Source organism: Bradyrhizobium sp. AZCC 1693 (genome assembly GCF_036924745.1).
Lineage (GTDB): Bacteria > Pseudomonadota > Alphaproteobacteria > Rhizobiales > Xanthobacteraceae > Bradyrhizobium.
Genome location: NZ_JAZHSD010000001.1, coordinates 4,309,646 through 4,321,333, shown reverse-complemented (window position 1 = coordinate 4,321,333; position 11,688 = coordinate 4,309,646). Strand labels below are relative to the sequence as shown.

Below are 11,688 nucleotides of genomic sequence, written 5' to 3'. Positions count from 1 at the left end.
CAGATCACTGACGGGTGTTCGGAGACATAGCTGACACATCAAAATTGGCTGGATTGGTCGATTCGGGAGCCGTCCATGCCGTGGAGCGAGGTGTCAGTAATGGATCAGCGACGCGAGTTCGTGCGACTTGCCTTGCAGGAAGGAGCGAACCGCCGGGAGCTCTGCCGGCGGTTCGGGATCAGTCCTGATGTGGGCTACAAATGGCTGAGGCGATGGCAGGCCGGCGATCGGGAGCTTTCGGATCAGTCCCGTCGTCCGAAGCGGATGCCCAAGCGCAGCGCCGCTGCCGTGGAGGCGCGGGTCGTAACTGTGCGCGACAAGCATCCTGCTTGGGGAGCACGCAAGATCGCCCATTGCCTGAAGCGCAATGGGCAGGCTGTGCCAGTGCCGTCCACCGTGCATCGGATCCTGTGTCGGAACGACCGGATCAAGCCGAGCGAGAATGCGCCGCCCAATCCAGGCCATCGCTTCGAGAAGGAAGCTCCCAATCAGTTGTGGCAGATGGACTTCAAGGGCCACATGCCACTCGCCAACGGGACGCGATGCCATCCGCTGACGGTGATCGACGATCATTCGCGCTATGTCCCGTGCCTGAAGGCGTGTGAGAACGAGCAGCGTCCCACGGTGCAGGAGCATCTGACGGCCACGTTCCGCCGCTATGGCCTGCCGGAGGCCTTCTATATCGATAACGGCTCACCTTGGGGTGATACGTCCGGCGGTCGCTGGACCGGGCTGAAGGTGTGGCTGCTCAAGCTCGGCATCAGGGTGGTGCATGCCAGACCGTGCCACCCGCAGGGCCGCGGCAAGAACGAGCGCTTCCATCGCACCCTCAACGCCGAAGTGTTTGCCATGCGCCCCTTCCGCACCCTGCCGGAGGTCCAGCGCGCCCTCGACGCCTGGCGCATGGTCTACAATCTGGAGCGGCCTCACCAAGGCCTCGATATGAGCGTCCCCGCCGACCGCTTTCGGCCGAGTTCACGTGCGATGCCGGCCCGTATTCCGGAGGTGCAATACGACCTCGGCGAGACGGTTCGGACCGTCTCGCCGACCCGAAGCTACATCTCTTTCAAGGGACAGTTCTGGAAAGTTCCGAAAGCCTTCGTCGGCGAGCGCCTTGCCATCCGCCCGCTCGATCGCGACGGCCACTACGGTATCTTCTTTGCCAGTTGGCAGGTCGCATCGATCGACTTGACCAATGACCAACCTGTCAGTGATGTGTCCGAACAGGTGTCAGCCATGTCTCCGGACTAAACAGAAAGCGGGTGATCCAGTACGCCGAGGCGGCCGTGTTCAACTGAGGGAGCCCGGCGCCCTGGGTCGCCCGGTCAAGCCGGGCGATGACAGCTGAGATGCGGATACAGAACCTACTCCGCCGGCTGTAGCGCCGGAGCTGCCTTTTTCGGCGCGATCCAGAAGGCGGCGGGGCGCTCGAACAGGAAGTCGGCACGAAGTGCCAGCGCCAGCCGCCAGATCAGAACCGCACCGACGACGCCCGCAACGGTGACGATCAGGGAAATCGTCCCGATATTGGTGATCACGCCGGTCTTCAGCAGCAGCGTTCGGGTCACCGCCATCGGCAGGAAGAATGCGAGGTAGATGACGATGGAGTGTTCGCCGCAATAGCGCAGGAAGTTCAGCCACTGCATGCGCGCCAGCAGCGTGCCCATGACGATGATGGCGCACGCTCCCGCAAACCCAAGCGCCAGCGAGACCAGCGGCCAATGGCTGAAGTCCGACATCACGAGGCCGCCGTTAACGAGCGCCCACAGCGCGACGCCCACGAGCGCCAGCGCGGGTTTCTCTCGCGAACGATCCGACAGCGCGAACACATAGGAAGCAAACAGATAGCCGGAATAGAAATAGACGAAGCGCGCACAGAATTCGTCGATCACCGTCCAGCCGGTCACGACATGCGCCGACTCGAGCGCCGCGGCGACCAGCCAGATCGCCATGGCGGGGATGCCGCGTGACAGTTTTGTGACAACGAAGAACATCGGCAACAGATAAATGAACCACAAGGTGCCGAACGGCTCGACGAAGGATTCCAGATACAGGTAGCCGACATGGCGCCAGCCCTGTTCGGCGGCGAAGCCCGGCGCCTTGAAGCCGAACTGAATCGTCATCCACAGCACGTAAAAGTAAGCGAAGTGCAGGACCTTGCGGTCGAGATAGGTGCGCCAGTCACGGTCGATCACGACGGCGAGAAAAAGGCCCGAAATCAGGAAGAAATCCGGCATCCGGAACGGCTGCGCGAACATGACGAACGCATGCATGAAACCGGTGTCGCCAGCCGCCTTTTCCACCCCCAGCACCGAATGCATCATCACCACCATGACGATGCAGATGCCCTTGGCGTAATCCACCCAGTCGATGCGGATGGAACGCTCAGGTCCGGCGGATGTACCGTTTACAGTCATCGGTGTCCCTTTTCGGCGCGATGGAGCCGCATCTTCGGCCCGATCCGTTGCTTTCTCCTTTATTCATACAAATGACATGCCGGCTTTCTGCGCTTTTTCCGGTTTCCCCTTTGCTGAAAAATGCTCTAAGACGCCCGCGAATTCGGGATTGGCGTTAACCATCAAATACGGACTGTTTTCATGCGAATCGCCATGATTGGCACGGGCTATGTGGGGCTGGTATCCGGCGCCTGCTTTGCCGATTTCGGTCACCATGTCACCTGCGTGGACAAGGATGCCGGCAAGATCGAAGCCCTGCGCAGGGGCGAGATCCCGATCTTCGAGCCCGGGCTCGATGCGCTGGTGGCGTCCAACGTCAAGGCCAAGCGGCTGGATTTCACCACCGACCTGACCGCGCCGGTCGCGGAAGCCGACGCCGTGTTCATCGCGGTCGGCACGCCGTCGCGGCGCGGCGATGGCCATGCCGACCTGACTTACGTCTACAGCGCCGCCCGCGAGATCGCGGCTGCGCTGTCCGGCTTCACGGTGGTGGTGACAAAATCGACCGTGCCGGTCGGCACCGGCGACGAGGTCGAACGGCTGATCGTTGAGGCCAATCCGTCGGCTGACGTGGTGGTCGCGTCTAATCCGGAATTTTTGCGCGAGGGCGCTGCGATCCGCGACTTCAAATTCCCCGACCGCATCGTGGTCGGTACCGATGACGAGCGCGGGCGCAAGGTGCTCAGTGACGTCTACCGACCGCTGTCGCTCAACCAGGCACCTCTAATGTTCACCGCGCGGCGTACCGCGGAATTGATCAAATACGCGGCGAACGCATTCCTCGCCACCAAGATCACCTTCATCAACGAAATCGCCGACCTGTCGGAGAAGGTCGGCGCCGACGTCCAGCAGGTCGCGCGCGGCATCGGGCTCGACAACCGCATCGGCTCGAAATTCCTGCACGCAGGCCCGGGCTTTGGCGGCTCCTGTTTTCCGAAGGATACCCGCGCGCTGGTCAAGATCGCGCAGGACCATGATGTGCAGTTGCGTATCGTCGAGGCGGTGCTCGGCGTCAACGACATCAGAAAGCGGGCGATGGCGCGCAAGGTTTCCAATGCCGCCGGCGGCAACCTGCGTGGCAAGATCGTGGCCGTGCTCGGCCTCACCTTCAAGCCCGATACCGACGACATGCGCGAGGCGCCGTCGATCCCGCTGGTGACGGGCCTGCTCGACATGGGCGCGAAAGTGCGCGCGCATGATCCGGTCGGTATGGAGCAGGCGAAGAAGGAGCTGCCCGAGATCGAATATTGTGACGACCCCTATGCGTGCGTGAAAGGAGCGGACGCCATGGTGATCGTCACCGAGTGGGTGCAATACCGCGCGCTCGATTGGGAGCGAATCAAGAGCGAGATGGCGCAGCCCGTCGTGGTAGATTTGCGCAACATCTATCGTTCCGAAGACATGGCGGCCCATGGCTTCACGTATGAAAGCGTCGGGCGGGCGACGAGTTGATCTTCCTTCCCTTCTCCCCTTGTGGGAGAAGGTGCCTTGCCGAAGGCAAGGCGGATGAGGGGTCTCTATCCGCGGAGACAGACCCCTCACCCGTCTCAATCGCGCTTCCGCGCGATTGATCCACCCTCTCCCACAAGGGGAGAGGGGAAGAGCGCCAATGATGCGAGCCATAATTGCCCCGCAGCTTCGACACGCCTCTGCCGATCGACGCGGTGCTCGATGAACTCGCGAGCACCCTCGCGGCCAACAATGCCGCGGTGCTGGTGGCCCCTCCGGGCGCCGGCAAGACCACGCGGGTGCCGCTGGCGCTGCTCGACGCGCCCTGGCTGAACGGCAAAAAGATCATCATGCTGGAGCCGCGGCGCATCGCAGCCCGGGCTAGCGCCGAGCGCATGGCGCGGACGTTGGGCGAGCGCGCAGGCGAGACCGTCGGCTATCGCGTCCGTTTCGGCTCAAAAATATCGCGCGCGACGCGGATCGAGGTGGTCACCGAGGGCATCTTCTCGCGGCAGATTCTCGACGATCCCGAACTGTCAGGCGTCGCCGCCGTGCTGTTCGACGAATTTCACGAACGCTCGCTCGATGCCGATCTGGGCTTGGCGCTGGCGCGCGATGCGCAGACCGGCCTGCGCGAGGATCTGCGCATCCTGGTGATGTCGGCGACGCTCGACGGCGCGCGGGTCGGCAAATTGCTCGGCGACGCGCCGGTGGTTGCCAGCGAAGGCCGCGCCTTTCCGGTGGAGACGCGCTATCTCGGTCGCAAGGCAGATGCGCAGATCGAGCGGCAGATGGCGGATGCGATCGCCACCGCGCTGCGCGCCGATCCCGGCTCGGTGCTGGCGTTTCTGCCGGGCGCCGCCGAAATTCGCCGCACCGAGAATTTTCTCAGTGAACGGGTGCATGATGCGAGTGTCGAGATCGTGCCGCTGTTCGGCGCGCTCGACGCGAGCGTACAGGATCGCGCCATCGCGCCGGCGCCGAAGGGAAGCCGCAAGGTGGTGCTGGCGACCTCGATCGCCGAGACCTCGCTGACTATCGAGGGCGTCCGTATCGTCGTCGATTCCGGTCTGGCGCGGGTGCCGCGCTACGAGCCCGATATCGGTCTGACCCGGCTGGAGACCGTGCGCGCCTCGCGCGCCGCAGTCGATCAGCGCCGCGGCCGCGCCGGCCGCACCGAGCCCGGCGTGTGCTACCGGCTGTGGGACGAGCCGCAGACCGCTTCGCTCGCCGCCTACACCCAGCCCGAAATTCTTTCAGCCGATCTCTCCTCGATGGTGCTCGATCTCGCACAATGGGGCGTCCGCGATCCCGCCACGCTGGCGTTTCTCGATTCGCCACCGGCGCCGGCGCTGAAGGAAGCCAACGGCCTGCTGCATGAGCTCGGCGCGCTTGATACCGACGACCGCATCACCGCCGAGGGCCGGAGTCTCCGCGCACTGGCGCTGCCGCCGCGGCTGGCGCGCATGATCGTGGACTCGCATCGGCTGGGGGCCGGCGAGGAGGCGGCCGACATCGCGGCGATCCTGACCGAGCGCGGCCTCGGCGGCGACAGCGTCGATCTCGATCACAGGCTCGACCAGTTCCGCCGCGACCGCTCGCCGCGCGCTTCCAGTGCCCGCAGCCTCGCGCAGCGCTGGGCGCAGCAGGTGGCGACGACGGAAGGGCCACCCGGCGAGGACGCCTCGCCCTCCACCGGCATCATGCTGGCGCTGGCCTTCCCCGACCGCGTCGCGCGCAACCGCGGCAATGGGAGTTTCGTGCTCGCCAATGGCCGCGGCGCCGCCGTCGAGCAGACCTCGTCGCTGGCGCGCGCGCCCTATATCGCCGTTGCCGAACTGACCGGCACCGCAGCCCAGGGGCGCATTCTGCTGGCGGCACCGATCGCGCAAGAGGATATCGAGACGCGCTTCGCCGATCAGATCGAAAACACGGAAGAGATTTCGTTCGATCGCGGCGCGATGGCGTTGCGTGCGCGCCGCAAGCGGACGCTGCACGCGATCACGTTGTCCGAAACGCCGATCGCGCTGTCGCCCTCGGCGGAGACCGCGCGCATCTTCGCCGCGGGCTTGATTGCCGCCGGGCTCGACAAGCTGCCGTGGTCGAAATCTCTGAAGCAATGGCGCGACCGGGTCACCTTCCTGCGCAAGGTGGAAGGCGAAAGCTGGCCCGATCTGTCGGACGTGGCGCTCGCCGCCGACTGCGAAAACTGGCTGGTGCCCGCGCTCTACGACAAGACCTCGCTGAAGGACCTTTCCCCCGGCGATCTCTCGGAAGCCCTGATGACGCTGCTGCCGTGGGAGTTGCGCGCAAGGCTGGAGCGCGAAGCGCCAACGCATTTCGAAGCGCCGACCGGCACCATGCTGGCGATCGACTACGAAGCCGAGCAGGGCCCGACCATTGCCGTGCGCCTGCAGGAATTGTTCGGGCTCAACACCCATCCCTCGATCGCCAAAGGTGCGGTGCCGCTGGTGCTGGAATTGTTGTCGCCGGCGCAACGCCCGGTGCAGGTGACGCGCGACCTTCCGGGCTTCTGGCGCGGCAGCTATGCGGCCGTGCGCTCCGACCTGCGCGGCCGCTATCCCCGCCACCCCTGGCCGGAAGACCCGGCTACCGCGCTGCCGACCCGCCGCGTCAAGCCGCGCGGGACGTAACCGATCCTACCCTCTCCCCGCTCTTCGCGGGGAGAGGGTAGGGGTGAGGGGCTCTCTCCGCGAACGCGGTGAGAGACGAGTCCGCGGAGAGAGCCCCTCACCCGGCCTCTCCCCGTAAAGAACGGGGAGAGGTGAAGAACGGCCGTTAACGCTTCACTCATCCTTTTCGTCAAAATGGCAGCCTCGGCCGCCGCTGTTAAGTCGCGGCTTGGCCCCTGGCGTGGTGTTATCGGCGGTCTGGCAATCGAGTGTGGCGTAATGCGTAACCTGATGATCCTTGCCGCTGTTCTCGTCGGCCTCGGCACTTACATGGCGCAGGTGGCGGACAAGATGTCGCCGACGCCTGCATCCGCCAGCACATCGCCGAAAAAAGCGCCCGCGCAAACGGTCGCACAAGCCTCAGGCCGCAGCCTCGACATTCCCCGCGACGCCCGTGGCCATTTCCAGACCGACGGCCGCATCGACGGTCAGCGCGTCAATTTCATGATCGACACCGGCGCCTCGCTGGTGGCGCTGAATGAAAAATCCGCGGCGCGGTTTGGCCTGCGTCCCTCGCGCAACGATTACAACGCCACCGTCACCACCGCTAACGGCACCATCAAGGCCGCGCGCACGCGGCTTGCCATGATCGAACTCGGCGGCCTCGTGGTGCGTGACGTCGACGCCGTGGTGCTGCCTGACGAGGCGCTGTCGGAGAACCTGCTTGGCCTGTCGTTCCTGTCGAAGCTGAAGCGTTTCGAATACGCCAACGGCAGGCTGGTGCTGGAACAGTAAGGTTTATCGGTTACCAATCCGCCGCAATTAGCCGCCACAAGGCGTCGGTCTCGCCTATCGCCGGGCCTGCGTATTCGCTATGGCTGCGGTGTTCCCTCGCAATTTATTGACAAGGCTGCCCCATGTTCCCGAAGCCCAAATCCGTGCTGGTTCCGAATACCTATGCCTACGAATCCGGGCCGATGGTGAAGGCAACCGGCTTTCGCGAATACGACGCGCGCTGGCTGTTTGAGAAGGAAATCAATCTGATGGGCGTTCAGGCGCTGGGCATGGGGCTCGGCGCGCTGATTGCGGAACTCGGCGTCAAACAGGAAATCGTTACCGGTCATGATTTTCGCGGCTATTCGGCCTCGATCAAGTACGCGCTGATCTCCGGCCTGATGGCGGCGGGCTGCAAGGTGCACGACATCGGGCTGGCGGTGACGCCGATGGCCTATTTCGCGCAATTCGATCTCGACGTGCCCTGTGTCGCGATGGTGACGGCGTCGCATAACGACAATGGCTGGACCGGCGTCAAGATGGGCGCCAACCGTCCGCTCACCTTCGGTCCCGACGAGATGACGCGGCTGAAGGAAATCGTGCTCAACGCCGATTTCAAGAACGAGGCTGGCGGTTCCTATCAATTCCACGAGAATTTCCCGGCGCGCTATATCGCCGATCTCACCAAACGATCGAAACTCAAGCGCAAGCTCAAGGTCGTGGTCGCCTGCGGCAACGGCACCGCCGGCGCGTTCGCGCCGCAGGTGATGGAAGCGATCGGTTGTGAGGTGATCCCGCTCGACACCGAGCTCGATCATACGTTCCCGAAATACAATCCGAATCCCGAAGATATGGAGATGCTGCACGCGATCCGCGACGCGGTGCTCAAGCACAAGGCCGATGTCGGCCTGGGCTTCGACGGCGACGGCGACCGCTGCGGCGTGGTCGACAATACCGGCGAGGAAATCTTCGCCGACAAGGTCGGCGTGATGCTGGCGCGGGACATGTCGGCGATCCATAAGGACGCGCAGTTCGTGGTCGACGTGAAATCGACCGGGCTCTTCGTGACCGACCCGGTGCTGCAAAAGCAGGGCGCTAGGACCGCCTACTGGAAAACCGGCCATTCCTACATGAAGCGCCGCACCAACGAGATGGGCGCGCTGGCGGGGTTCGAGAAATCCGGCCACTTCTTCTTCAACAAGCCGTTCGGCCGCGGCTATGATGATGGCCTGGTCTCGGCGATTGCAATCTGCGAGATGCTCGACCGCGCGCCCGGCAAGTCGATGGCCGATCTGAAAGACGCGATTCCGAAAACCTGGTCGTCGCCGACGATGTCGCCGCATTGCGCCGACGAGGTCAAATACGGCGTTGCCGACGCCGTGGTGAAGCATTTTGAGGCGCTGCAGAAAAACGGCGACAAGGTTGCGGGCCAGAAGATCCGCGATCTCGTCACCGTCAACGGCGTGCGTGTTACCGTCGAGGACGGCAGCTGGGGCCTGGTGCGGGCCTCATCGAACAAGCCGGAGCTGGTGGTGGTGGTCGAAAGCCCCGTCTCCGAACAGCGCATGCGCGACATGTTCGAAGCGATGGATTCCGTGCTGCGCACGCATCCGGAGGTCGGCGAGTATAATCAGAAGATTTGAGGGGCGCGTCGCCCCGCATACTGGACTGTCATCCCCGCGAAAGCGGGGATCCAGTACGCCGCGGCTTCTCGGCTCTATCTCTGGCGCCTCTGGAATACTGGATCGCCCGCCCCAGTGCGCAATTGCGCACAAGGCGGGCGATGACAGCAAATGTGGGGATGCGAGTCCGACTACGCCGCCGGCACCGGCAGCGCCGTCACCGACTTGATCTTCTCCATCGCAAAGCGCGAGGTGACGTTCTTCAGCGGCACGGCGCTGATCAGCTTTTTGTAGAACACGTCATAGCTCGCCATGTCGGCGACCACGACGCGCAGCATGTAATCGACGTCGCCGGCCATCCGGTAGAATTCCATCACCTCGGGCATGGCGCTGACGGCGCTGGCGAAGGTCTTCAGCCAGGCCTCGGAGTGGTCGGAGCTCTCGACCGAGACGAACACCGAAATGCCCAGCCCGATCTTGTTCTGGTCGACCAGCGCCACCCGGCGCAGGATCACGCCGTCGGCTTCCAGCCGCTGGATCCGCTTCCAGCACGGCGTCGATGACAATCCGACCCGGTCCCCGATCTCGGCGACGGAAAGGGAGGCGTCGTCCTGCAGCACGGTCAGGATCTTGCGGTCGATAGCGTCGAGGCGGCGGCTGCCTTCGTGGAGCTGAATGGCTACGTCGGTCATGAGAAGAATGTTCCATATGAAAGGTCTGATCCCCTCATATATAGAAAATTCTTCTATAGCAAGCCCGCTTATTGGCCGGTCGCGGCCCGGTCTGCGGCCTGGCCGTGACTTAAAAGCTCTTCAACTTCAGCACGTTGCGGGGCAGCGAAGGCGCCGCCGAACCGGGTGCATTTCAGCGCTGCGGCGGCGGAGGCGAATCGCAGCGCCTGCCGCAATTCCTGCTTCTCGGTAATCGCCAGCGCAAAGGCGCCGTGGAACACGTCCCCGGCGCCCAGGGTGTCCACCGTATGCACCGGGAACGCCGGGGTTTCCTGGATGTTGCCGTTCTCGTCGAGCCAGATCGTGCCCCTCGGGCCCCGGGTACCGGCCAGGAACGAAGGGGTCAGTTTCGCGATTTTCCGCAGCGCCTGGGCATCGTCGGTAACATCTGCGGTTTCCTGCAGCGGCTCGCTGGAGAACACCAGGTGCGTGGAGGCGTTCAACAGGCCCTCGCGCAGCGACATCGCCCGATCGACGTCGACGATCACGGGAATGCCACGCCGGACGGCTTCGGCACAAAGCTCGGTGCAGAATTCCGCGCAGCGGCTCTCGGTGAGGATGGCGGCGCAGTCGTCCAGCAGCGTGTCGAAGTCGGGCAACTTCACGTGCCACAGTTCCGGATCGCGGAAGGTCACGATGGTGCGCTCGCCGGAAGGATCGATCATCACCGCCGAGATCGGCGTCACCAGCCCCGGCATGTGGATGAGATGTTTCGTCTCGATGCCTTCATGCGCCATCTGCTCGAAGATGAAGCGGCTTGATGTTTCCTTGGCATCGCCCATCGGCCCGCAGATCGAGGCGCGGGCACCGAGCCGAACGATGCCGATCGCGCCATTGAGCGCGTTGCCGCCGCAGATTTGGTCGAATGCGGTGGCGTTCTCCTTGGAGCCGCGCCCGGGAACACCCGGCGTATGAAAGGTAAGGTCGCGCACCGGCATGCCGATGCAGAGAATCCGCGGCGGAATTTTGGGCGCTTTGTCTTGAAAGTTCATTCGGGGATCCGTCATGCCGGTTTCGCCTTTAACCGGAACCAATGTCCGGAGTTAATCGACTGGTCCATGGACGGTTCCCGCTATGCGCCCGTTTCGTTTCCCCCATGCACCCAGCGTCCGATCAGATGGTGCGCAATCGCAAACGGATGCGCCGCAAATAAGCCATCAGGATGTTCGCGCCGGTGCATCAACGCGACCTCGGCGCGATCGAACCACCGCGCGTCCTCGAGCTCGGCGCGATCAACCACGATATCCTCGTTGAGCGCGCGCGCGGCGCATCCGATCATCAGCGATGACGGATAGGGCCAGGGCTGCGTCATGTAATAGCTGACGTCGGTGCAGCGGATGCCGGATTCCTCGAAAATCTCGCGGCGGACCGCGTCCTCGATGGTCTCCGCCGCTTCGACAAAGCCAGCCAGACACGACCACATCCCCGGCAAGAACTGCTTCTGCCGGCCGAGCAGGCATTTCTCGCCTGACGTGACCAGCATGATCACGACCGGATCGGTGCGCGGAAAATGCTCGGCCTTGCAACTCGGGCACTCGCGCTTCCAGCCGCCCTCCTTCATCGCGGTGCGGGTGCCGCAATTGGCGCAATAACCGTGGCGCTGATGCCAGGTCACCATCGATTTGGCCATCGCAATGGCGGAGAGCTGCTCCGGCGGCACGGTGCCCTGCATCGCCATGCCGCGCAGCTCGGTCACGGCGACGTCGTCGCGCGTGATCAGCTTCTCGACGGAAGCGGCCGAAATGCCCATGCCGAAAACCGGCGCGCCGTCGCGCAGCCCCAAAAAGATCGTGCCGGGATTGGCGCCTAGCATCACCGCCTCTTCGACCCCGAGCAGCACGCGTGGCCCATCGGCCTCCTGCTTCACCAGAAGCGAGTCGCGGTAGATCACATAGGCGCCGGCGTTGCGCTGGCTCTCCAGCGCGAACAGTTTTTCGTCATTGGCGCGCAGATGCGCGGCGCGATCCAGAATATGGGTGACGAAAGCGGGCTTCCCCAGCGGATACTTGTCGAATGCGGACAT

At 63.9% G+C, this 11,688-nt stretch carries 9 protein-coding genes; 5 read left to right on the top strand and 4 right to left on the bottom strand.

What is annotated here, in order from left to right; all coding sequences use genetic code 11:
• The first annotated feature begins 75 nt into the window (after positions 1 to 75).
• Entirely contained in the window at positions 76 to 1,251 is a 1,176-nt protein-coding gene (locus V1293_RS20675; protein ID WP_334505689.1) for an IS481 family transposase, read from the top strand.
• A 113-nt stretch (positions 1,252 to 1,364) separates the two neighbouring features.
• On the opposite strand, the gene V1293_RS20670 is transcribed toward V1293_RS20675, so the two are convergent.
• Positions 1,365 to 2,417 (bottom strand): acyltransferase family protein, encoded by a 1,053-nt coding sequence (locus V1293_RS20670; protein ID WP_334511761.1) that lies wholly within the window; start codon positions 2,415 to 2,417, stop codon positions 1,365 to 1,367.
• Positions 2,418 to 2,597: 180 nt separating this feature from the next.
• Here V1293_RS20670 and V1293_RS20665 point away from each other — a divergent pair, with 180 nt between their 5' ends.
• From V1293_RS20665 to V1293_RS20650, 4 genes are all read left to right on the top strand, one after another.
• Positions 2,598 to 3,908, top strand: a complete 1,311-nt coding sequence (locus tag V1293_RS20665) for a UDP-glucose dehydrogenase family protein (RefSeq protein ID WP_334511759.1) — start codon at positions 2,598 to 2,600, stop codon at positions 3,906 to 3,908.
• 173 nt (positions 3,909 to 4,081) lie between these two features.
• Positions 4,082 to 6,559 (top strand): ATP-dependent helicase HrpB, encoded by a 2,478-nt coding sequence (hrpB, locus tag V1293_RS20660; protein ID WP_334511757.1) that lies wholly within the window; start codon positions 4,082 to 4,084, stop codon positions 6,557 to 6,559.
• A gap of 270 nt (positions 6,560 to 6,829) precedes the next feature.
• Positions 6,830 to 7,333, top strand: coding sequence for a TIGR02281 family clan AA aspartic protease (locus tag V1293_RS20655; protein WP_334516818.1), 504 nt, complete (start codon positions 6,830 to 6,832; stop codon positions 7,331 to 7,333).
• Positions 7,334 to 7,455: 122 nt separating this feature from the next.
• Positions 7,456 to 8,955 carry a phosphomannomutase/phosphoglucomutase gene (locus tag V1293_RS20650; RefSeq protein ID WP_334511755.1) on the top strand — a complete coding sequence of 500 codons (1,500 nt, stop codon included), beginning with the start codon at positions 7,456 to 7,458 and terminating at the stop codon, positions 8,953 to 8,955.
• Between the two features lie 170 nt (positions 8,956 to 9,125).
• On the opposite strand, the gene V1293_RS20645 is transcribed toward V1293_RS20650, so the two are convergent.
• The 3 genes from V1293_RS20645 to nudC form a co-directional block, all read right to left on the bottom strand.
• Positions 9,126 to 9,626, bottom strand: coding sequence for an Lrp/AsnC family transcriptional regulator (locus V1293_RS20645; protein ID WP_334511753.1), 501 nt, complete (start codon positions 9,624 to 9,626; stop codon positions 9,126 to 9,128).
• A 68-nt stretch (positions 9,627 to 9,694) separates the two neighbouring features.
• Positions 9,695 to 10,657: a sugar kinase gene (locus tag V1293_RS20640; protein ID WP_334511751.1), complete on the bottom strand. Its 963-nt coding sequence runs from the start codon at positions 10,655 to 10,657 to the stop codon at positions 9,695 to 9,697.
• Between the two features lie 80 nt (positions 10,658 to 10,737).
• Entirely contained in the window at positions 10,738 to 11,688 is a 951-nt protein-coding gene (gene nudC, locus V1293_RS20635) for an NAD(+) diphosphatase (protein WP_334511749.1), read from the bottom strand.